We start from the raw sequence: 19,975 nt of genomic DNA, 5'->3' as shown, positions 1-19,975 counted from the left end.
AAATACCTCTGGAGAGATTATGGACGCGTTAAAGTTTTCAACATTGTCCCGCATGCTAAGTCAGCACGGTGAAGATCTTCAATTCAAAGCAGAAAACCTGTTTGAACGTGTTTACAATTACTGGAACAAGTCACAAACACTTAACTCACAGATAAAATTTTCCAAAACTGCTGAAGGACTCAAAATTGTTATCCCACAGTGCGATTTTCACTGCTTTGGAGAGTCCAGGATAAGGTTTTACGATTCTAAACCTGTTAACGAGATTACGTTTTTCACAAAGGATAACGATAAAAAAATACCCTTCGCCGTTTTTCATATCAATCAAGATAATGAGTTAAGCGTTCCCGGCAATGCTGAGGCACCAATAGTGGATCTAGACTACGCAAGGTCAGTGGAAGAATATTTCATGAACGAACTAATTATGGCAGCCTCAAAGGCCAGCCTTGTATAGCAATTCAAGCCATTAAAAATGGCCACCCATGGGTGGCCTTTGTGATGCTGTTCAAAAAGCACCCGAATGAGTAATCCGTCCGCTTAAGTGTTATATAAATTAATGCAGATATTTTTTAGTTCCTTCATATCCATCTTGCCATTCATGTAGGAATTATGTGAGTCATAACTAAATTTGCCCCACAGTTGAGCATATCTATCATAGAACTCTTTTTCTAATTTAGGATTATGAGCCAAATGAACCTGAAGAACTTTCCAGCACTTAATACATTCGTATTGAAGCGCAGCAACCCTGGCAATATGTTGAGCATCATTTTCATTTTCCGAATTAATTCGGCATGGCAGATAAGATACTCCTGAAGCGAAATTCACTAGCGAGGCAATCCATTCAGCCTTAGCATTGCTAATATGCTGATCCTTCCATGAACTTAGACCTTTTCGTGCTACCAATACAGCCCAAAAGGTCACCACTCCCGCAATAAAGGCGATGGCTGCAGATAATCCAGATATCCACAAGGCGTATCTAGCCCATCTTGCTGAAAACTGTGCAACATAGAAAGTCTGAAGTGCGATTTCGTGGTCATTCATAGGCTCAACCCCAAGTAAAAGACGAATTTTACCTCAAACATTGAGTTTGAACATATTCCTGCAGATAACCTACCTGCTTCGTCACTGTGACAATTCGCCCTCTGAGGGTGAAATAATCCCGTTCAGCGGAGTCAGTAAGTCGGGGGCCGGAAGCATCGCCCACGCCGCCGGTTGCGGTCGCTCCGTTCGCTGAGCAGGTGGCGTTGAGCTGCAGCCGACGCTTGCCAGAAGCAACATCACGCTCAAGCTGATCGATAGTGGCTTTAGCATCAGCCAGTTCTCCGGTGTATTTGGCATCCAGCGCAGCAACGTCGCGCTGGCGGGTCTGCATGTCGGTGATGGTGGCGTTAGCCAGGTTAAGCTGCTCAGTTGCTTTATCGCGCTGCTCTTTGAATTCGGTGGCGTTGTCGTGGTAACGGTTAGCCAGCCACCCAAGGCAAACAATCAGGCAGATAACCACTGCGCTGATAATGGCGGTTAAGCGGCTCATTGGTCTATTCCCCAGCACGTCAGCGCGCTTTCCTGGTCTCGCCTTTCGACCTGACCGTAGCAACCGTTTTTCTGACCTTTTGTCAGCCGGCAATCGCGGCCACCGTCTTTAATCCACCAGCGAATCGCCTCGCATGCACCTTTTCGGTCGCCGGCGTTAATGCGCTGATAGAACGTCGATGGGAAACATTTACCCGGGCCGATGTTGTAGGGGCAGAATGACGCGATACCGACCTTTTGCGGTGCCGTGAGAGGAACCTTGATATTCCGGTCAACCCACGCCAGCGCGTTGTCTCGCTCGATAGCGTTTACCTGGTCGCATTTGGCCTGGGTTAACTTCATACCCTTCGTTACTGGCTTGCCGTCAATACGGGTTGCCCCGCGGCAAATCGTCCAGATGCCAGAACCATCACGGTAAACCGTCAGGCTGTTACCCTCTTTCTCATTCAGGAACTGATCCATTAGCGTTGGTGCTGATGCGCCGGTGGCAATTAGCGCCAGCATGGCCGCGCTGAGCTTCGTTTTCAGGTTAGCCATATCAATTATCCTGCGGAGGCGGGCCACCGTAGCCACGGTCCAGTGACTGCTGATACATCTTCGTCCAGCGGCGCTTGAAGTAGAGATTGGTGAAATAAGTCGCGGCGCCAATTATTACGCCGCTTGCCAGCGCAATGAAATTCCAGTCCAGCCCGTGAAACCAGTCGAAGGCTCTCGCAAGACCTGTACAGATAAGGCCGCCTGACGTGCAGTACGAGGCCGCCGAAAAGATTTTGTCAGGCATTTTCATAGTCTCCACCTCGCGTAGTTAGCGGGTGCTGTGTGTAAGAAAAGGGTCAGGCCCGTCAGGCTGGATTTATCAACAAAGCGTCAAGGATGATTCCTGCGGGACCTGATAATAAAAAACCCGCTCAAGGCGGGAAGAAATACCAAGGGTAAATAATGACGGCTCGGTAGCCGTAAGGGTCCCAAGGTAGAGGGATTGGAGCATCTGGCGGGGATCGAACCCGCATCTTCTGGGTGGAAGCCATACGTAATTACCAAACTACGACAGATGCAATCTGGTTCAGGGCTCTGCGCGGAAGGGCTTTGACGTGTCGTGCAGCACGCCTCTACCCAGGAGCCCTGACCGGATTGCACAACCACACTCTCGCAGTGGTCGCGCCCATGCCCTTGGGTACCTGTCGCGTCATCGCCGCTTATAACCGGTGCGCGTCTGGCGATCGCGCTGCTTTACCGGGGCTTATGTTATTTATGAACCCTTACCCATCACCACACAGGCTCGACATTAAGCGACTCGGGGCAGCATCACTACTGCAGCATGGCCATTAGGCCGCGGTCGACCCGTTCCCATTCACATTTCCTGCCTCCAGAAACGCAAAAGCCCCGACGTTTCCGCCAGGGCTCTTTTTATTCTTTATGCCGCCACTTAAAGTTAAGGCAGCATATCAAAGTAGACTCAAATATGACGTATTTAATCCAGTTTTGCAAGACTCACATCTAAATTTGTCGTCTTTTGTTGTGAACGTGATCGCGTCACCTGCAAAAGTGCATCGCTATCCAGGCCAATGAAGATGCTTATCATGCCCTCCCATCGCGCTGTGAAGGTTTCAGACCAGTTCTTAGGTGTCACCCCCACCATTGCCGCAAGGTCTCCGTACTGATACTGGTCGCGCCCTACCAGCACCGCTTTCGCATCCTGGGCAGCCAGCCAGATAAGCTGACGCAAACGCTCGATCGTTTTTTTCGCAATGCGCACGCCGGACAGTTGCAGGCTGAACTGCTCCCACGCCCACCGGGTGATTGTTTCCTGGTGTTCCCAGCGGATGTTTTCGCTGTAGTTCCAGAGCAGCCACGCTTTCTGGTGCTCTTCCAGCGACAGCAGCGCCCGGCGCCATGATGCGGTTGAGTATTCTACGGGCAGCACCAGGGCGATCGCCGAACCCTTGGCGCGCGACTGGCTGCCGGCCATCGGCGGGCTATCAGGGTTGACCATTCGCTTTTTCTGGGGGTCGTAAACCTTCTTGCGGCCGCGGCTGCGCGGAGTCGCCTCAAACATCGCGTTTTCAGCAAAGGCTACCAGTTGCCCTTTCGTCGCTCCGCTCAGATCTGCAGTTGCAACCATCAGTTGCTCGCGCACGTACTGGAGGTATTGAATGTTCATGCTGTCTCTCCCAGGGTCTGATAGATGCGGATGTAATTTCTGAGGATGCGATAGTCGGTCATCACCGTTCCGCGGTGCCGGCAGAGGCGGAGCTTTTGCCAGCGCTCCCGGATGCGCTCTATGGCGACCTGATTCATGCGGCCTCCGGGTGGCGGGCGCGGCGTTTTTCCATAGCGCGGGCTTTGCGGGTGAATATGGACTTGATGCGCTGCAGGTATGGGATGTCGAAATTACGAATGGTGTTGTCGTTGTTCAGGGTATCCACGGCCGCCGGACCGATTCGCTTGATAAGTCCCTGCTCGAATGCCTTTTGAGCGCCGGCGCGGTCACGATTGCAATAAACGCACTGCGCTGCTGTGTTGTGCAGATTGAACGACAGGTGACGAGCGGCACCGCGGGTGCGGTAATGTCCGCAGTCCATAGTCCCACCGAGTTTCTGCTCCGGCAGCCTGCCGCAGCTGATGCAGGGATTTCCGGCATCACGAAGTCGCACATATTTGTTAAATGCCGCTTGCGCCTCGCTGCGCCACTGTGACTTCGTCTTCAGCTCAATGCGTTTCGCCCGGCGGCGCTGGCGCCCCTCTTTTTCTGCTTTGGTCCGTTCTGCTTTCTGTTTGGTCAGAGCTTTAGCCCGATCCTTCTCGCGCTGCGCTTTGCCAACTTCTGCCGCACAGGCGATGCAGCAAACTGTTTGCTCGTTGCGGGTAGGATGGAACCATTCGCGGCAGTGGGAGCATTTACGGCGTGCTGTTTTACGCATGCGGCCTCCGCGCTCTCAAGCAGAGCCACTTCTTATCGACAAGGCGCGCGGTATAGCCGAGCATCGTTGGAATATCGGAGGGCTTAACCTCGACTTTGCGCCGGCGGCGCGCAGGAACGCGGAAGATGCCGCTCTCGATGACTTTAGCGAGTTGGCTGCTCATCATACCTCCTGCTTCTGCTGGAGTTGCTGATATTCGCAACCGTGAGGGATGGTCAGCGCCAGGCCAAACTGAGCGCACCACGCCTCTACCTTGCACAGAAAGATATGCATCTCCCCTGTGTCGAGTTCGGACGTGTGCCGAGGTTCCCAGGTGGTTTCTTTGGAGCCGGTTATGAAGTCGGTGTAGGTGACTTCCTGGCAACCGAGATAGGTTTTCTTGAGGTTGCGCTTAACCCACTCAGGTGTGGCGTCTGTGCGGCCGGATTTAATCAGATATTCACTGATTTCACCCAGCCACATATGCAGAAGTGAGTTCTGCGAAAGGCTACGCTTCTCACGCCACCGTTTGAGTATCAGCCGGTAGGTATCGCCATTGGCGAGGTATGGCTGCAGGTGCTGACCTATAGCGGCGAAATTGCCGTTATGCAGCTTTATGCCTTCTTGAGGGAAGTTCACGCTTCACCTCCAGAGAGGTCAAACGCTGAATGCAGAAAATCGCCGGTGGCTTTCGCCATCGGTGACAGGTATTGCTTTAAGGTTTTGTGCGCCATGTGTCCCCACTTGGCGCCGGTAATCGTGTCAGTTGCTCAGACTGACCAAGGAATTATGACGGGGAGTCAGGAGAAAAGCAAAACCTCATATAGTGATTATTTTTTTCGTTTTGTGCCGCCATCTCGATGTAACGCGGATCGGATGCCCGCAGCAACTGGATGTTCTGCTCCCGGTAGTAGCGCAATCTCTCCATAAAATACTCGCGCAGGAAGTGACTTTTACGGCCTGGACGTTCGAAAGTTTATTGTACTCCGAGAAATACCAGGCTTTCCGGGCTCAAACTTGCATTCTCTCACTGCTGATTTAGTCTCTCTAAAAAAGAGCTCATCACCAGTTGTCTCGACAGAAGTAACTTCCCCTTTTTCATTTACTGAGGCAGCGTATTTTACAGTGCCGCCAATCCCTAGAGCTTTTGCGGAAGCAGGATAGAGTGGGAAAGGACAACTTATTCGTACAGGTATTGTTTCTTTCGGATTTTCAACAGCAAATGCCATGTTTGATATAAGCACTGTACAAACCAGAAGTAATATATTTTTCATCGGCGGTACCAATTGTTATGTTTTTGAGCAAAGAACAGCATGTTCAGACGCTCTTTGTACGCAACGCAGGAGGCGGCAAGGTCAACGTTAACCTTGTCCTGCTCTTCTTTCGGTTTGGCTGCAATGTTCCACTTCGACATAAGAAAAATCCCCTCTGGTGTGGAGGGGATTGTAGCTTGCCAACAGACTGCTATCTAGGAATTAACGTATGGACTTGGAGACCATACTGTTATTATCTGCTCAATCCTTTCTTCAGATAATGGTTCAACAGGACCATAAGTTGCTATGAGGTAGGTATTACCATTAACCGACAAATGCTCTTTGACCAAAAACTCTTCAAGAGCAATTGGGTCAACTTTTCTATTTGAGTTTGGATCCCGATGCGTCACTAAAGGCTTTGCAAAAAGCATTGTTCTGCCTGTATGGCCTGACACATCAGGCTCTTTGAAGATTTCATAATCACCTGTAGTAATGGAACCATTATGGCACCCGCCAAAAGTAATGAAGTCATACTTATCAGATGTAAACATAGATCCCTCTCGTTCAGATTGTCGATTTCAGAGTCTATATTGCACTAATTCTCAAAATCATAAAATTTACAAAGCCATTGTTCCACGTCATTTACTGCGCGGCTTTGCGTTCTGCGGGGGATTTAGGCATCACCAATCCTCCGCTTAAGCTTGATAATTTGGCCTTCCAACTTCTGCCGCTTCTCCCGTTCAGCTACCAGAGTGCGCTTGTAGTTGGAAAGCCGCCGCTGGTAGAGTTCTTTGGCCCGAGTGGCATTGATAATTTGCGCCTTCTGTGCGCTGACCACCTTCTCAAGGCTGGCAATCTTCTTGCGCATCTCGTCACGCAGTTCAACGCCATGCTCAATAACCTTCTCAAGCCGCTCGGTGTGAGCTCTGATTGCTGTGCTACTCACCTTTCACCTCCTGCGGGCTGCTGCGAAATGCTCAACGCCTTTAGCCCAGATTTTTTTGATGGTTGTCCAATCAATCGGGATAGTGTTTGTCCATGTCCCCTCGCCGCTGCAGTCGTCGCACCCTTCACCAAAGCATTCATGGCAGGTCAGCGAGTATTCAAGGTTGAACTCCCCGAGAAGCGCTGCTTTCGCACCGTTCTCAGCGGTTAACCTCATAGGCACCATCACGTAACCATCCGGAATTACCGGAGAGTTTCCGGGTGCAGCCTGATACATTCGCCACAGTGCCTGCGTTACGGGATGCTTAAATACCTTGCCGTCCCACTCCATTCTCAGCTCGTAACCCCTGTCATCAGCACAAACCAGGTCCATTTCTGACCAGTTCCAGAACTCATTGCACAGGGAGATGAAGTGCTCGCGTGAGCGTCCTGTATTCCGTGGCACACATGCCAGCAGCTCATCGGCTGTTTTGCACTTCATTGATTGCGGAGAGTTGCCAGCCTGGAGCATGGCGGCGCAGCTGGGTAACCTCGTCAAACAGAGCGCAGCAATATTCCCCTGCTGAGTTGCTTTGGCGTGCGCCTTCTCCAGCGCCTCTACCAGCGCACGAACATTGGCAGGGTTAGCCAGGGCGATGTAATCCGCATCACGGGCGTCGAGCGTTGCGATTGCCACCTGCTCATAATCCACACCGTCATTAGTGGCGTATATCTCATCGCATAATTGAAGCACCCACTCGCCGGGAGTCGCTTTCTCTGCTGCCGCTTTCAGGCTCTGCGCCAGTTCGGTGATATCAGTTGTCATGCGGCACCACCTTCGACATGGCGAAACCAGATGCATACCGGGCCGTCTTCTGTGTCATGAATCGAACCGACAAACCAGCCGTCGCCGTCCGGGCGCTCCGGGCTCCATTTCGTGAATGAACCTTCGCCGCTTTCATACTCGGCGCGGGCCTCTTCATCGTCGCTACATTCCAGAAATGACATGGAGGATTGCAGGCCATTGGCATCAATCCACTCGTTAAACTCTGCGGTCGTAACCCCCTCGCGGTCGCCGCAAAGCTCGTCAAAGCAAGGATGGGTCCAGAATCCGTAGGTAGCGTTGCGTGTTACCGGTAGTGCTGTGATTTTGTTCATGCTGAAGGCTCCTGTTTTGGCATCAGCGCATCGCGGACGCTCTGGCGGTAGTAGTGGTGAAAGGCGAACGTCAGGCCGAGCTTTGTTGGCCGCTCCTGCTTACCCAGCAGTTTGAGACGGGTGCAAATGGTTGTTGCCGTCCAGCCAGAGTGATAACCGGCGGCACGCTTCATAACGGTTTCAGCCAGGATGGTTCGAAAGTCATCGCGCCCGAAGTTGGTGTTTTCGAATGCGGCGTTGATCACTTCGTCGGTGAGGTGTGCGTCGATAGCGTTGCTCATGCGGCACGCTCCTCGTCTTTCCGGCGACGGATATACGCACGGATGGCTTGCCGTAGCTCCTCGCGCTGCGCATCAGTGAGCGGAGCCGTTGGCTGCATCCAATCAGGGACGGTAGGTTTTTGAATCTTGCTCATTTGGCTGCTCCTTTACGAAGCTGTGCGGCAAACAAGCGCGCCGCCGAAGCCTCTGACCGCAAACACTTAACAGCGTCATCGTAACCACCTCGCTCCGCATCATCCGCGGCACTGTCAAGATTTTCGGCGTACTGCAATACCCCATCAGCCTTAATCCCGGCTACGATGCGATCGGTGGCGGGAGTTGGCTCTTGCGGCGATACAGCAATACGAATGGTTTCAAGGGCCGGGTCTATTTCAACTGTTGGCACCTTGATATAACCCAACTGCACCCCGTTCATGATGAACACGCGACGATCATCACTCGTCGCCTTCAGACCCACATTCTCCGCAGCCAGCTGCACATACGCTTTAGCCAGTTCCAGATACTTCCGCTCTTTGATTGAGAGCTCGCCTGCGCTCTCCAGAGAGGCTATGAGCTCGTTTACCGTTTCAATGTTCATTTTCTCACTCCCGCCAGGCACTGGTTAAACAGGTTTGTCATTGGGTTTTTGCAGCCAAAATAGGGCGTAAACTCGAATGTGAATTCCCGTACCGGCTCGACGATTTTTTGCCATGAAGGAAGTGAATATGTGTAAGCTCCTTTCGGGCCAGAACGCCTGATTTCTTTGCTTTCTGATAGCTTGCAAAGCGCTGAGTTAACGCAGGACTTAAGCAGGTCTGTGCCTTCGATAACCTCGGCAAAAGTGCATCCGGGGTGTTTGCCTATGTAATTGATAATTCGCTGCCTATTGCTGATAACTTTCATGACCGGTTCTCCCGATAGCTGTCCCAGGTAAACGAAATAGTGCATCCGCCGCCGTCGTTCATTCGGTCGATAACGCGCTCGCCAATGAACTGCGTCAGCTCCTCTTTGGGGAGGTTACTAATCAGGATCGTCGGCTTGAGGCGTTCATAGCGGGTGTTGATGATTTCGAACATGATCATCTTCTCGGCGTCAGTGCCGAACTGCACACCGACCTCGTCAATGATGAGCAGGTCAGGACTGGTGAAGTGGCGGATCACTTCGTCCTCAGTCCGCGTGGATGTTTTCGACCAGGTTGATTTGAACTCACGAGAGATTTTCAGCGCCGTTGTGAAAATGACCGGGCTCTGATGCTCAGAAATCACATGCCGCGCTATAGCCAGCGCGAGGTGGTTCTTTCCCGTCCCTGGCTTGCCGCACATGACGAGACCACCGCCCTGCTTCAGGCGTTCCGGCCAGCGGCTTGCGTATGCCTGGCAGATTTTCAGGGCACGTCCGGCGTCTTCGCTAACCGGCTGGTAGCTCTCCAGCGTGCAGGATTCGAATCGCGCAGGGATTTTTAGCTCAAGCAGCATGCGCTCTACGTTTGATCGACGACTCCTGTCATCCCAGCGGGATTTTTCGCTGAGCATGAACGCGAGTTCTTCCTGCAGGCATCCCGGACAGCGAGTTGGGGCTCCAGACAGTTTTACCGGGCTGGTTGAAACCCGTTTACGCTGCTCATACTCCCCGTGCTTTTCACAAACCACAGTTTCTGTCAGAACTTCGGTGTTTTCGATGAACGCAGCTGGCTGTGATAACTCCACCAGGTGTTTTTTCAGCAGAGTGATTTTTTCGTCGATGGTCATTGCTGATCCCCCATCCATGAAGGCATTTCAGTTTTGCCATAGTCCTTGCCGGAAAAGTTTTCGGTGACACGACTCTGAGGGCGCGGCTGTGGTTTAGAACCTTTCGGCTCAAACAGTCCCTGCCAGCCGTTGGCGATGCTCTGGTTGATAATTTCTTCAGGTGGGTACCCGCTCTGCCTGCAGCGGTCCAGCAGGTTGACGGCCTGGGTGACAGTCTGCTGGGACTTGATCGGCTTTTTCAGGTCACGACGGTATGCCACCCATGACGACCAGACTTCTGCAGAAAGCCAGCCTGGAAGTTGAACATTCGTCGGGTCGAACGAAACCGCCTTGGGGGATTTATGGGGGTTATTAATACTGTCTTTATTGTCTTTTGTATGTTTGTCTTTTGTGTTTACCTGATTTGGGTAATAGGCGTTACCTGATTCGGGTAAACTTTTCTTACCTGATTCGGGTAAATTTACCTCTTTAAGGTAAGCTTTATTTTCTTTACCTGTTACGGGTAAGGATGACCATTCACCGACCGCTTTGTTAATGCCCACGATCCGGCCGGCTTGAGTAAAAATCCCTCGCTTGACCAGCGCGCTTTTCGCTGCCGAGCACTTATGTGGAAGAATGCCTGTCAGCAATGAAATCTGTTCGTTGCTCACCCAGTCAGATTTTTTGTTGAAGCCGTATGTTTTGCGCATGACCGCCATGAACACCAAAAGCTGATGCTGGGATAACCCCGAAAGCATGACAGCCTCAAGGAGCTCATTGGCGATGCGCGTAAACCCATCGTCGAGATCTGCCACGCGCAGCTCCTGTAGTGCCACGACAGGCACAGGGAAATTGATTACTTCGGCAGTATTTGCCATAATTACTCCTGTGAATTGATCCAGTTAATTCGCCTGAAAGCCGTTGGTGTTCCAGCACCGCGGCTTTCTCCATTTTTGTTACCCTTCATGCCTCAAAATCCCCCTTCTCTCCCAGCCTGTTCGAAATCAGGATGGCCAGCAGCAGTGACATGTTCGGCAGCAAACTTTCCCGCCACCGACTCACCGTTGACTTGTTGACGCCGGCCACCTTCGCTATTGCCGTGGCGCCCAGGTCGTTTATCTGGCTGTGTAACCAGCTCTCTATCCTCCGGGCCTCCACTTTGTTGCGTGCTGTTGATGTCTCCATTTGTGATACTTCCTCTGGTGTTGTTTGAAAGGCCGCCGGTTAGGCGGCCGGAGAATGCGCACTCAGTAACTGCGCAAGGTCAGGGCGAATGTCTGCCGCTAGAACCCTGCCGTTAGTTGCAGACACGATTTTCATTACATAGCGTGCATCAATGCCGCCTCCATGCAGCCAGCGCCAAACCGTCGGCTGTGCTACGCCACACAGATCGGCCAATTTTTTTTGACTGCCAGCGATATCAATTGCCTTCTGGATGGTTTTGTTTGTCATATTCCAATTCCTATAAGTATTGGTGTGATTTGATAATAGCAATGCGTATTGACTTTGGCAATAGCAAAACGTTTTTTGACCATCAATACGCAAGCGTATAAATTTGAGACTATGAAAAAAGAAACTCTTGCAGATCGTCTAAACGAGGCCATGAATGTGGCTGGAATGTCCCAAGGGGCGCTTGCAAAAGCCTCCGGAATTGCGCAGCCGACCATATGGCGCCTTGCCAGTGGAAACGCTAGGGGATCAACAAAGATTGTTGAGATAGCTAATGCTTTGGGTGTCAGATCTGACTGGCTATCAACAGGGCGGGGGCCGATGCGAGAAGACGGGCAGCAGCCAAAATCAATTTCGCCGAAAAATGGTGATCCGGACGTTTTCAGATTGGATGTGTTGGATATTTTAGTCAGCGCTGGCCAGGGAGTGATAAATCAGGAGTTTGTGGAGATACTGCACTCTGTCGAATATGCGCCAGCTGAGGCCCGCCATATGTTCGATGGGCGCAAGGCCGAAAACATCAGAATTATCAACGTCCGAGGCGACAGCATGTCGGGTACGATTGAGCCAGGTGATCTGCTGTTTGTTGACATCAGCGTGAAGAGCTTCGACGGTGACGGGATTTACGCCTTCCTTTACGACGACACAGCGCATGTTAAGCGCCTGCAGAAGATGAAAGACAAACTGATTGTTATCTCAGACAACAAGATTTATGCAGCCTGGGAACCGATCGAGAAAGACGAAATGAACCGGGTATTCGTGTTCGGGAAGGTTATCGGTAGCATGCCCCAGACGTACAGGAAGCATGGTTAGCCAGCCAGTGGCCTGATGAGGTGTTTGGTAAGTTTTTTACACAGCAAAAGGATGAGTAATGGAAAGTGAAGAAATGCTACAAATGCCATCCCCTTTCGCTAAATGGAAAGGAAAAATCAATCTTGGTGGTGAGGACATTGATTGTTATGTTCTTGACACCGGTGAACGAGTAATTGCCCTGCGTGCGACAGTAAAAGCCATAGCAGAAGTTGAATCGAGTGCGCTGGCGGACTACATTGGCGCAAAAGCAATAAAACCTTTTATTAACAGCGACTTAATCCTGGCGGAACTTATTGAATTTTCAATCCCAGGAACCCAATTCAAAAGCCAAGGATTAAAAACAGAGCACTTCGAACTAATATGTCGTGGCTATGTTCAAGCATTATACCAAGACGCTCAGCTCACGGAACGACAGCGTCAAATAGCTATTAAGTGTGCAGTTCTTACCGCGGGCTTAACAAGGACAGGTCTGGATGCCCTTATCGATGAAGCAACCGGATATCAATACGAGCGCGCTGAGGACGCACTCCAGGTAAAACTCAGGGCCTTTATTGCTGAAGAGCTTAGGGCGTGGGAAAAGACATTTCCCGATGAGCTCTGGGAGGAATTCGGCAGACTTACCGGATGGAGTACGCCGCTTCAAACTCGACCAAAATGGTGGGGAAAGCTTGTTATTGAGCTTATCTACGATACGCTGGATGCCGATGTAGCAAGATACTTAAAAGAAAATAAACCGGCTGCGGGAGTTCATTGGCACAGGCAATTAACAGAGAACTTAGGCGTAAGACAACTGGTGTCACGATGCTGGGAGGTTATTGGTGTAGCGAAAACATGCGATACAATGCATGAATTGAGAGCCCGAGTGGCTCAGCACTATGGCAAGAAGCAAGTGCAGATGACCATGTACCTTCCCCCTGCTAAAACCGACGATAAAGACACTGATTAAACCAAGCCCAGCCCGGCCACCGCGCCGGGTTTTCTTTTGCCTGCTCCCTACCCCCCCCTTCCGCACCTCTTCAGCAGAAAACCCGTATGTCTGCCCATGCAGCTATGAACGCTTTGCGGTCCTCTTCCAACTCGTCACGTTTTATTAGTCGGCCTCTCGCGATGATTTTTTGAGCAAGTCATCACGCAAATAAAAATAAATTCGTTTTGCTATCAGTCATTTAATTCTTTTTGCTATTGATTAATATCAATACGCATTGCTATAACCAATAGCCATTGCTATTATCAACTCATCCAAACAACACCGGCAACGCCGGTAATCGTAACAAAGCTCAGCTTGCCGGCTATAAGGCGAAGGGGATGAGATGATCCGTGAAGAAGATAAACACGAGTGGTTTAAGTTCCTGGCCCACGCATTTGCAATTGTGGTCTGCGTTCTGGTTGTAAGCGCGTTCTGCCTGCTACCTGGTGGTGACGCATGAGCAGAAACGGCATTCGCTCATTAGTTTTCGCGGTTGCTATCGGGCTTGTCGTCTGGTCAGCGGTGATTATCAAGATTTTGCATGTTGCGGGGGTGTTCAATGGCTAAGCCAATTCCAAACAACGGCCGTGCAGTGATGATGCGCAACGCTAAAACTGGCGCCACATGGAAGGTATCGCGGGATTACCTGAAAGAAACCTTCTGGTTCGAGCCACAGGGAAACCTGCGCCACATTCGTAAGGCATTCGAGGCGCGCGACCTGCTGCCAAACCTGGTGCCAGCCGGGACGCATTAACCCGCGCATATCAGCGCACGAATTTAACTGAGCTATCAGGCGGCTTTTATCGCGCCGGACATCTCTCAACCTTTTGGAGGGTTAAACCATGCAACCATTACCACGCTTAACCGCCGATCGTCTCGCCGTTCTGCCTGCAGGCACTCGCCTGAAAATGGGCGGACACATCGTGAAACTGGTTGGCCTTGGGTCATTTACCAACGCCGCCGGCATCACTCAGAGCATGGTCGAATACATCGACTCCCGCGGTGTGCAGGGCAGCTTTGAGGAAAATATTTTCCTGTCCACCGCTACCGAACACCTTAATGCCGTGCGTTGTGAGTTCTGCGGCGTACTGCGCCATCCAACAGACTGCGTTAAACGCGCCATTCACACCTATATGACAACCCGTCAGGCCTGCTTCTGTGAGGACAAAGGGTGTGCTGAGTTCTATTTCGCAAAGCATTCGAACCGGCAGAAATCAACCCGGAGGGCCCAATGGTAAACCAACAAAGCGGAATGCTGGCGCTGGCAATGGTGATCCTCGCCTTTGGCCTGCAGCCTGAAGACCTCGAAAGCGCGGCCAGCCAACTGGCCGAATATGACGCAGTTACCGATGCGAACACGGAGATGAAAAATGTTACGCCTAGTTGATACCGAAACAACCGGCTTTGAAGGCGGCATCGTTGAGATTGCAAGCGTAGACATCGTTAACGGTGTCATCTGCAACCCTATGAGCGACCTGGTTCGCCCACCTGAAGAGATTGGCTTCGCAGCAATGGCTATCCACCACATCACCGAAGACATGGTGGCTGATGCTCCACTGATTTCTGACGTGATCGGTCGTTACCTTGGCGCCGATGTTTACGTGGCGCACAACGCCGCCTTCGACAAGAGCAAGTTACCGCAGATTGATGCTCCGTGGATTTGCACGCTGAAGCTCGCCAGAAAGCTCTATCCGGAACTGGAAAGCCATGGAAACCAGTATCTGCGCTACTGCCTTGGCCTGAAGCCTGATGTGCCAGAAGGGTTGTATGCGCACCGCGCGCTGTACGACTGCTACGTCACCGCAGAACTGTTGATGTACATGGGCCGGGAAGCTCAATGGACAATCCGCGAAATGCGTGAAATTTCAGCAAGCCCGTCCCTGCTTTACCGGATCCGCTTCGGCAAGCACAAGGGAAAAACCTTCGCGGAAATTGCATCAGAAGATAAGGGATATCTCCGCTGGCTACTCGGTACCGATCTGGATGAAGACATGGAATTCACCGTTAAGCACTGGTTGAAAGGAGCCTGATATGGGAACGCCTGTACTCATCCTGGGCGACAGCGGCGCCGGCAAGTCGTTCAGCCTGCGCAATTTCACGCCCGACGAAGTGATCCTGCTGCAATGCATTCCCAAGATGCTCCCGTTCCGCGCTACCGGATGGAAGCTGAACGGGAAAGAGTTACCGGATGGCTCTGTGCAGCGCGGAAACATCATCCGCTTTGATGCTTGGGATGCGGTGCTGGACTCCATTAATCGCATGGTTCTGTCGAAGAATCGCCGCATTCTGGTTATCGACGATTTTCAGGTTGTTATGCAGCACGAAAACATGATGCGCGCATACCAGACCGGGTATCAGAAATTTACCGAAATGGCCGATCACGTCTGGCAAATCATCATGGCTGCCACCCGTCTGCCGGATGACTTCCGGGTTTACTTCCTGGCTCACACAGAAGAGTCAGACGGGAAAATCCGGATGAAGACAACCGGCAAGATGCTGAACGAGAAGCTTACCCCTGAGGGCTATTTCTCCATCGTCCTGCGGGCCATCAAGAAAGACGGGAAGCACGTTTTTTTGATTAAGGGTGACGACAACGACACCGCCAAAGCGCCGCCAGACCTGTTCCCGGGGCTTACTGAAATGGATAACGACCTGAAAGCTGTTGACGTCGCTATCACCGAATTTATGACTGAATTATAAGGAATCACCACTATGAACCAACCAATGCCTTTTGTATGGAACACCGAAGCAGCGTCGATGGCTAAGAAAGCCGGCAGCACTGGCGGCATCAGCGAAACGGGAGCATATGAGGGGGTAATCGCCTCCGCAATTTATACCTTCGGGAAAGACGGCAGCCAGTCCCAGGCGCTTGAGCTTAGCCTGGACAGTAACGGAGCCAAAGCGAACTACCTGCGTATCAACTTTATCGGGAAAGATGGTCAGCAGACCTTCGGCATGGGCTTAATTTCAGCCATCCTTTGGGCTGCGCAAGTGAAGAACGCCCAACCAGAACAGATCCAGACTACTGAAGGCACTGAGTGGCATTGCCCTGCACTGGAAGGTAAGAAAGTCGGACTCTTCCTGCAGAAGGTCCTGTACACCAAAGGCGACGGTTCTGACGGCTATAAATTCGAGGTCCGCCATGTGTTCCAGCCTGGTACGCGCCGCACTTATGCGGAATACAGCGAGAATGAGCCGGCGACAGCGATCAGCGCTCTCGAGCAGTCTATGAAAGACAAAGACGATCGCGTTCAGGGTAGCGCTCAATTTTCCGGCGGTGGTCGCCAGCAGGCTGGCGCAAACCCTTACGCGCAAAACCCCAATGCTGTCCCTCAGTCTCGCCTGCAGACGGCGGCTAACCAGCATTCTCAACAAATCCAAAATCCGCCGGATTTTGACGATGACATCCCGTTCTAAAAAGGCGGGTGAGCATGAAACACGCTCAGGACGATATCAGGGTTGGCGCTGTGCGCCTCCCCTTCCTGAAGTTAAAAAGTGGCTGGCTAATGCCCTGGGGTGAAGTTGTTAGAAACCCGTTTAAGGCTCAGCGGCTGGCTGAAGCGATGGACATGAAAAGAGGTGCGCAATGATTTACGGATCTATTTGCAGTGGCATTGAAGCCGCGACGGTCGCCTGGGGGCCTCTCGGATGGAAGGCTGCATGGTTCTCTGAAATTGAAGCTTTCCCGTCAGCGGTACTTGCAGAACGCTGGCCCGAAGTCGTGAACCTCGGCGACATGACAAAAATCGCTGCTGCGGTTCGATCTGGAGATGTGCAAGCGCCGGATGTGATGGTCGGCGGCACACCTTGCCAGGCGTTCAGCATTGCGGGTCTGCGCAATGGCCTTGCCGATGCCCGTGGTCAGTTAACCCTTTCATATGTGGAATTAGCGAATGCAATCGACGACAAGCGCATCGAGCGCGGAGAAGAAGAAGCGATCTTCGTCTGGGAAAACGTCCCCGGCGTCCTCACAAGCCACGACAACGCCTTTGGTTGCTTTCTGGCAGGACTTGCCGGAGAAAGCAGTGAATTGCACCCATCAGGGGGAAAATGGACGCACTCTGGTTGTGTGTATGGACCCCAAAGGGCAATCGCTTGGATCGTCAAAGACGCCCAATATTTCGGAGTGGCCCAACGACGCAAGCGTGTGTTCGTTGTCGCAAGTGCTCGAAAAGGATTCGATCCCGGCCAAGTACTTTTTGAGTCCGAAGGCGTGCGCCGGGATACTCCGCCGAGCAGAGAACCGAAATCGGCAGTTGCCGCCCTTACTGCGCGAGGCGTTGGAACGTGTGGCGCAGATGACAATCAGGCCCAAGCAGGACACATCATCGCAGAGTGTGCCAACGGAGATATCAGCCACACGCTGAAAGCGGAAGGCTTTGATGGAAGTGAAGACGGTACCGGGCGAGGAATTCCTGTAATTGCTTTCGGTGGCGGAAATACCAGCGGAAACATCGATGTTGCCGCCTGCCTGACAGCCAAGGGCCAGCGTATTGATTTTGATGTCGAGACCTTCGCTGTGCATGGCACGCAGGATCCGGATACCAACCGCGAAGTAGCTCACACGCTGGGCCGAAATCACGGACAGGAAAATGCCTGTATCGCGTTCAGTTACAAAGACCATGGAGCAGACGCATCAGAAGACCTGTCTCCGACATTACGCGCCGGGAATTCAGATAAAGGAAACGCTAACAGCGGACAGCCTCCGGCCATATGCATTCAGCATGCAAGTATAGGCCGACATGATGATGCGGGCCCGCAAGGAAAGGGCTGGCAGGAAGACGTCGCGTTTACTATGGACTCTCAAGCATCTGCCGACGCCGTTCAGTTTGGGATGCAGGTTCGCCGCCTTATGCCTATCGAATGCGAGCGCCTGCAGGGCTTCCCTGACAACCACACGCTGATTTCATGGCGCGGGAAAGAAGCGGCTGAATGCCCGGATGGCCCCCGTTATCGCGCTATCGGCAATAGCATGGCTGTGCCAGTTATGCGCTGGATAGGCGAACGTATCGCAGCAGCTCTGCCTGCTAAAAAATCTGCGAGTGATTATGGCGGAAGCAAAACGCCTATAGAACAGCGCAACCTATGGCAGACGCCGATCCCTTTGTTCGTCGCTCTGGATGCGGAATTCTGCCTAAAACTGGATGCAGCCGCGTCAGCTGATAACGCGCTGTGCAACCGCTATATCACGGAAGAGCAGAACACGCTTGAAACGCCATGGGCTGATTACCTGAGCATTCCCGGCTACGTCTGGCTGAACCCGCCATACAGCGACATTACGCCATTCGTGAAAAAGGCAGCCGCCGAGAGCGCCAATCAGATCGGCACGGTGATGCTGGTCCCGGCAGATACATCCGTCGGCTGGTTCCGTGAGGCTATCGAGACTGCCAGCGAAGTACGGTTCATCGTCGGCGGTCGCCTGGCCTTCATCAATCCGGTATCCGGGAAGCCTGTTAGCGGCAACAACAAAGGCTCAATGCTGATTATCTGGCATCCCTACCCGCGCACCCACTGCCAGTTCACGACCGTTGAGCGTGATGCTCTGATGAATTTCGGGGCCCGTTTGATAGCTAAGCGGGAGGCAGCATTACTCCAGAAATCGAAAACGTTATGCGTAACCAAGGCCGCCAATGCGCGGAGGAAATACGCCGGGCTCTAAAGGCTAAACCAAAACCTAAATGGAATGACGTGGTGCCGCCGATCCTCAAAAAGCATCACGAAAAGATAAAGCCAATGGGCATCAGCCTTACGGCATTCGTCAGCAGCATTGGCCGCATGAATGGGCGGTATGGAGTGGAATCATGAGCAAAAAACTTTACATCGAACTTGGCGATACATACGTCGTCACCGGGTCAGCACAAGACCTTGTTTTGAGCGAGAAGAAAACAGTAACCGATGAGAAAAGTAAAAACTTCGGCAATGAAACCCTCTCTCGCATCGGTTACTACAGCAAATTTGAGCACCTGGTGAAAGAGTTATGCCACCGGGAAATCCTGCAATCAGAAGCGCAGTCACTGGAAGAGTTGCGCGACTACATCTTTGCACTCGGTGAGAATCTGAGTAAGGCGGTCGAGTTATGAGCTTCTTCGAAATTGACTCGCGATTTTTGATCGATACCGCATTTCACCGTCTGGAAATCATCCGTGATGATGGTCTGTATCGGCACCTGCGCATGCAGCAGCCGGGAACGTCCTGCTACTACTACGACGTGATCACCTGGCCTGGCTACCTGACCGTCACCGGTGACATGGGAACCTGGACCTTCTCCCGTATCGCGGACATGTTCAAGTTTTTTGGAGCCTTTGAAGGAGAGATTAATACCAGTTATTGGTCTGAAAAGCTGGAAGCTGGCGCTGGCTGTTCGGCGCGCGAAATGCTGGCAAAAGAATATAACCACGAGGCGTTCTGCAAAAGCCTGAAAGAGTCGCTTAGTGATTACCTGGAGGATGAGGAGGGCTTAGAACCAGAAGAAGATGAAGACTGGGACGACGATGACGATACGCCAGATAGCGATAAAGCAAGGGTGCGCGAAATTGTCCGTGAATTATGCAGGGCTGAGTTCAACAACGATTTTGAAGCTTATAACGCTGTTTATGATGCTGATTGGCCTGAAAGGTTTAGCGCCTGGGACATCTGCGACGGCCTGACCTTTAAGACGTATACCAGCCATTTCCGCTGGATTCTGTTTGCTATCACCTGGGCCATCAGCAAATACCACAACGCGAAGATTGTTGATAAAGCGATGACTACGTTTTTGGCCTTTAAAGGAGTCGACGCATGAGCGCAGAAATCATCGATCAGGCCAACGAGCTGGCCGAGCTTCAGCGAGAAGCCGCCATTGCAAAGTGCCGCATCAACCATAACGCAGTATCGGCGACTCATTGTGTGGAATGCGGGGATGAGATACCGATGCGGCGCCGGGAGGTGGTGGCAGGCTGCCAGCGCTGCGCGGATTGTCAGGAAGTGGCTGAAGAACGCGGAAAGCATCGGAGGTGAT

37 protein-coding genes, 1 tRNA gene and 2 pseudogenes are annotated in these 19,975 nt (G+C 52.1%); 16 read left to right on the top strand and 24 right to left on the bottom strand.

The window, feature by feature from the left end; translation table 11 throughout:
• The first annotated feature begins 19 nt into the window (after window positions 1–19).
• On the top strand, window positions 20–451 hold the full coding sequence (locus tag QFI97_RS12010) for a hypothetical protein (protein WP_346431233.1): 432 nt from the start codon (window positions 20–22) through the stop codon (window positions 449–451).
• An 83-nt stretch (window positions 452–534) separates the two neighbouring features.
• On the opposite strand, the gene QFI97_RS12005 is transcribed toward QFI97_RS12010, so the two are convergent.
• From QFI97_RS12005 to QFI97_RS11895, 24 genes and pseudogenes are all read right to left on the bottom strand, one after another.
• Window positions 535–1,038, bottom strand: a complete 504-nt coding sequence (locus QFI97_RS12005) for a hypothetical protein (RefSeq protein WP_346431232.1) — start codon at window positions 1,036–1,038, stop codon at window positions 535–537.
• Between the two features lie 28 nt (window positions 1,039–1,066).
• Entirely contained in the window at window positions 1,067–1,528 is a 462-nt protein-coding gene (locus tag QFI97_RS12000; RefSeq protein ID WP_346431231.1) for a lysis protein, read from the bottom strand.
• On the bottom strand, window positions 1,525–2,064 hold the full coding sequence (locus QFI97_RS11995) for a lysozyme (RefSeq protein WP_346431230.1): 540 nt from the start codon (window positions 2,062–2,064) through the stop codon (window positions 1,525–1,527). Before QFI97_RS11995 ends, QFI97_RS12000 begins: the two co-directional genes overlap by 4 nt.
• Before the next feature lies 1 nt (window position 2,065).
• Window positions 2,066–2,314, bottom strand: a complete 249-nt coding sequence (locus tag QFI97_RS11990) for a phage holin (protein WP_346431229.1) — start codon at window positions 2,312–2,314, stop codon at window positions 2,066–2,068.
• A 193-nt stretch (window positions 2,315–2,507) separates the two neighbouring features.
• A tRNA-Gly gene (locus tag QFI97_RS11985) sits at window positions 2,508–2,582 on the bottom strand.
• 416 nt (window positions 2,583–2,998) lie between these two features.
• Complete coding sequence (locus QFI97_RS11980; RefSeq protein ID WP_346431228.1) at window positions 2,999–3,688, bottom strand: bacteriophage antitermination protein Q; 690 nt, start codon at window positions 3,686–3,688, stop codon at window positions 2,999–3,001.
• A complete protein-coding gene (locus QFI97_RS11975; protein WP_346431227.1) occupies window positions 3,685–3,825 on the bottom strand; it encodes a YlcG family protein in 141 nt (46 codons plus the stop codon). The genes QFI97_RS11980 and QFI97_RS11975 overlap by 4 nt, the downstream gene beginning before the upstream one ends.
• Complete coding sequence (locus QFI97_RS11970) at window positions 3,822–4,448, bottom strand: recombination protein NinG (RefSeq protein ID WP_346431226.1); 627 nt, start codon at window positions 4,446–4,448, stop codon at window positions 3,822–3,824. The genes QFI97_RS11975 and QFI97_RS11970 overlap by 4 nt, the downstream gene beginning before the upstream one ends.
• A complete protein-coding gene (locus QFI97_RS11965; protein WP_346431225.1) occupies window positions 4,441–4,611 on the bottom strand; it encodes a NinE family protein in 171 nt (56 codons plus the stop codon). The genes QFI97_RS11970 and QFI97_RS11965 overlap by 8 nt, the downstream gene beginning before the upstream one ends.
• On the bottom strand, window positions 4,611–5,066 hold the full coding sequence (locus tag QFI97_RS11960) for a YbcN family protein (RefSeq protein WP_346431224.1): 456 nt from the start codon (window positions 5,064–5,066) through the stop codon (window positions 4,611–4,613). Before QFI97_RS11960 ends, QFI97_RS11965 begins: the two co-directional genes overlap by 1 nt.
• A gap of 314 nt (window positions 5,067–5,380) precedes the next feature.
• Window positions 5,381–5,656 carry a TonB family protein gene (locus tag QFI97_RS23450; protein ID WP_369125008.1) on the bottom strand — a complete coding sequence of 92 codons (276 nt, stop codon included), beginning with the start codon at window positions 5,654–5,656 and terminating at the stop codon, window positions 5,381–5,383.
• A 68-nt stretch (window positions 5,657–5,724) separates the two neighbouring features.
• A pseudogene (locus tag QFI97_RS11955) lies at window positions 5,725–5,841 on the bottom strand (DNA polymerase III subunit theta); the annotation flags it as partial.
• Window positions 5,842–5,895: 54 nt separating this feature from the next.
• The gene (locus QFI97_RS11950) at window positions 5,896–6,231 is read right to left on the bottom strand and encodes a hypothetical protein (protein ID WP_346431223.1); all 336 of its coding nucleotides are present in this window, start codon (window positions 6,229–6,231) and stop codon (window positions 5,896–5,898) included.
• 122 nt (window positions 6,232–6,353) lie between these two features.
• Complete coding sequence (locus tag QFI97_RS11945; RefSeq protein ID WP_346431222.1) at window positions 6,354–6,626, bottom strand: hypothetical protein; 273 nt, start codon at window positions 6,624–6,626, stop codon at window positions 6,354–6,356.
• 3 nt (window positions 6,627–6,629) lie between these two features.
• On the bottom strand, window positions 6,630–7,430 hold the full coding sequence (locus QFI97_RS11940) for an ead/Ea22-like family protein (protein ID WP_346431221.1): 801 nt from the start codon (window positions 7,428–7,430) through the stop codon (window positions 6,630–6,632).
• On the bottom strand, window positions 7,427–7,762 hold the full coding sequence (locus tag QFI97_RS11935) for a hypothetical protein (protein ID WP_346431220.1): 336 nt from the start codon (window positions 7,760–7,762) through the stop codon (window positions 7,427–7,429). The genes QFI97_RS11940 and QFI97_RS11935 overlap by 4 nt, the downstream gene beginning before the upstream one ends.
• Window positions 7,759–8,043, bottom strand: coding sequence for a hypothetical protein (locus QFI97_RS11930; protein WP_224266366.1), 285 nt, complete (start codon window positions 8,041–8,043; stop codon window positions 7,759–7,761). The genes QFI97_RS11935 and QFI97_RS11930 overlap by 4 nt, the downstream gene beginning before the upstream one ends.
• Window positions 8,040–8,177 (bottom strand): hypothetical protein, encoded by a 138-nt coding sequence (locus QFI97_RS11925; protein WP_201621079.1) that lies wholly within the window; start codon window positions 8,175–8,177, stop codon window positions 8,040–8,042. Before QFI97_RS11925 ends, QFI97_RS11930 begins: the two co-directional genes overlap by 4 nt.
• Complete coding sequence (locus tag QFI97_RS11920; protein WP_346431219.1) at window positions 8,174–8,620, bottom strand: hypothetical protein; 447 nt, start codon at window positions 8,618–8,620, stop codon at window positions 8,174–8,176. Before QFI97_RS11920 ends, QFI97_RS11925 begins: the two co-directional genes overlap by 4 nt.
• Window positions 8,617–8,925 (bottom strand): MarR family transcriptional regulator, encoded by a 309-nt coding sequence (locus QFI97_RS11915; protein WP_346431218.1) that lies wholly within the window; start codon window positions 8,923–8,925, stop codon window positions 8,617–8,619. Before QFI97_RS11915 ends, QFI97_RS11920 begins: the two co-directional genes overlap by 4 nt.
• Complete coding sequence (locus QFI97_RS11910; RefSeq protein WP_346431217.1) at window positions 8,922–9,770, bottom strand: ATP-binding protein; 849 nt, start codon at window positions 9,768–9,770, stop codon at window positions 8,922–8,924. The genes QFI97_RS11915 and QFI97_RS11910 overlap by 4 nt, the downstream gene beginning before the upstream one ends.
• Window positions 9,767–10,627: a replication protein gene (locus QFI97_RS11905; protein WP_346431216.1), complete on the bottom strand. Its 861-nt coding sequence runs from the start codon at window positions 10,625–10,627 to the stop codon at window positions 9,767–9,769. Before QFI97_RS11905 ends, QFI97_RS11910 begins: the two co-directional genes overlap by 4 nt.
• 85 nt (window positions 10,628–10,712) lie before the next feature.
• Window positions 10,713–10,934, bottom strand: coding sequence for a CII family transcriptional regulator (locus QFI97_RS11900; RefSeq protein WP_346431215.1), 222 nt, complete (start codon window positions 10,932–10,934; stop codon window positions 10,713–10,715).
• Between the two features lie 39 nt (window positions 10,935–10,973).
• Entirely contained in the window at window positions 10,974–11,201 is a 228-nt protein-coding gene (locus QFI97_RS11895; protein ID WP_346431214.1) for a helix-turn-helix domain-containing protein, read from the bottom strand.
• 111 nt (window positions 11,202–11,312) lie between these two features.
• Between QFI97_RS11895 and QFI97_RS11890 the strand changes: the two genes are divergently transcribed.
• From QFI97_RS11890 to QFI97_RS11820, 15 genes and pseudogenes are all read left to right on the top strand, one after another.
• Complete coding sequence (locus QFI97_RS11890; RefSeq protein ID WP_346432084.1) at window positions 11,313–12,011, top strand: XRE family transcriptional regulator; 699 nt, start codon at window positions 11,313–11,315, stop codon at window positions 12,009–12,011.
• Window positions 12,012–12,069: 58 nt separating this feature from the next.
• Entirely contained in the window at window positions 12,070–12,957 is an 888-nt protein-coding gene (locus QFI97_RS11885) for a P63C domain-containing protein (RefSeq protein ID WP_117245254.1), read from the top strand.
• 580 nt (window positions 12,958–13,537) lie between these two features.
• A complete protein-coding gene (locus QFI97_RS11880) occupies window positions 13,538–13,732 on the top strand; it encodes a hypothetical protein (RefSeq protein WP_346431213.1) in 195 nt (64 codons plus the stop codon).
• A gap of 88 nt (window positions 13,733–13,820) precedes the next feature.
• The gene (locus QFI97_RS11875) at window positions 13,821–14,216 is read left to right on the top strand and encodes a hypothetical protein (RefSeq protein ID WP_346431212.1); all 396 of its coding nucleotides are present in this window, start codon (window positions 13,821–13,823) and stop codon (window positions 14,214–14,216) included.
• Complete coding sequence (locus QFI97_RS11870; protein WP_346431211.1) at window positions 14,210–14,365, top strand: hypothetical protein; 156 nt, start codon at window positions 14,210–14,212, stop codon at window positions 14,363–14,365. The genes QFI97_RS11875 and QFI97_RS11870 overlap by 7 nt, the downstream gene beginning before the upstream one ends.
• Window positions 14,349–15,008 (top strand): exodeoxyribonuclease X, encoded by a 660-nt coding sequence (gene exoX / locus QFI97_RS11865; RefSeq protein WP_346431210.1) that lies wholly within the window; start codon window positions 14,349–14,351, stop codon window positions 15,006–15,008. Before QFI97_RS11870 ends, exoX begins: the two co-directional genes overlap by 17 nt.
• 1 nt (window position 15,009) lies before the next feature.
• Complete coding sequence (locus QFI97_RS11860) at window positions 15,010–15,678, top strand: DEAD/DEAH box helicase family protein (RefSeq protein ID WP_346431209.1); 669 nt, start codon at window positions 15,010–15,012, stop codon at window positions 15,676–15,678.
• A gap of 12 nt (window positions 15,679–15,690) precedes the next feature.
• Complete coding sequence (locus QFI97_RS11855) at window positions 15,691–16,395, top strand: single stranded DNA-binding domain-containing protein (RefSeq protein ID WP_346431208.1); 705 nt, start codon at window positions 15,691–15,693, stop codon at window positions 16,393–16,395.
• A 14-nt stretch (window positions 16,396–16,409) separates the two neighbouring features.
• Complete coding sequence (locus tag QFI97_RS11850; RefSeq protein WP_346431207.1) at window positions 16,410–16,568, top strand: DUF1317 family protein; 159 nt, start codon at window positions 16,410–16,412, stop codon at window positions 16,566–16,568.
• A pseudogene (gene dcm, locus QFI97_RS11845) lies at window positions 16,565–17,977 on the top strand (DNA (cytosine-5-)-methyltransferase); the annotation flags it as partial. The gene QFI97_RS11850 and the pseudogene dcm, both read left to right, overlap by 4 nt.
• Complete coding sequence (locus QFI97_RS11840; protein ID WP_346432083.1) at window positions 17,966–18,637, top strand: phage N-6-adenine-methyltransferase; 672 nt, start codon at window positions 17,966–17,968, stop codon at window positions 18,635–18,637. The pseudogene dcm and the gene QFI97_RS11840, both read left to right, overlap by 12 nt.
• Window positions 18,565–18,783 (top strand): hypothetical protein, encoded by a 219-nt coding sequence (locus tag QFI97_RS11835; RefSeq protein ID WP_047721000.1) that lies wholly within the window; start codon window positions 18,565–18,567, stop codon window positions 18,781–18,783. Before QFI97_RS11840 ends, QFI97_RS11835 begins: the two co-directional genes overlap by 73 nt.
• Window positions 18,780–19,058, top strand: a complete 279-nt coding sequence (locus QFI97_RS11830; RefSeq protein ID WP_049266898.1) for a hypothetical protein — start codon at window positions 18,780–18,782, stop codon at window positions 19,056–19,058. The genes QFI97_RS11835 and QFI97_RS11830 overlap by 4 nt, the downstream gene beginning before the upstream one ends.
• Window positions 19,055–19,759 (top strand): hypothetical protein, encoded by a 705-nt coding sequence (locus QFI97_RS11825; RefSeq protein ID WP_346431206.1) that lies wholly within the window; start codon window positions 19,055–19,057, stop codon window positions 19,757–19,759. The genes QFI97_RS11830 and QFI97_RS11825 overlap by 4 nt, the downstream gene beginning before the upstream one ends.
• On the top strand, window positions 19,756–19,974 hold the full coding sequence (locus QFI97_RS11820; protein ID WP_346431205.1) for a TraR/DksA family transcriptional regulator: 219 nt from the start codon (window positions 19,756–19,758) through the stop codon (window positions 19,972–19,974). The genes QFI97_RS11825 and QFI97_RS11820 overlap by 4 nt, the downstream gene beginning before the upstream one ends.
• The last annotated feature ends 1 nt before the right edge of the window (window position 19,975 follow it).

The sequence above is a fragment of the Klebsiella scottii genome (genome assembly GCF_036561945.1).
GTDB classification, from domain to species: Bacteria; Pseudomonadota; Gammaproteobacteria; order Enterobacterales; family Enterobacteriaceae; genus Klebsiella; species Klebsiella scottii.
The sequence above is the reverse complement of the archived record's forward strand: the minus strand, read 5'-3'. Positions and strand labels throughout refer to the sequence as shown.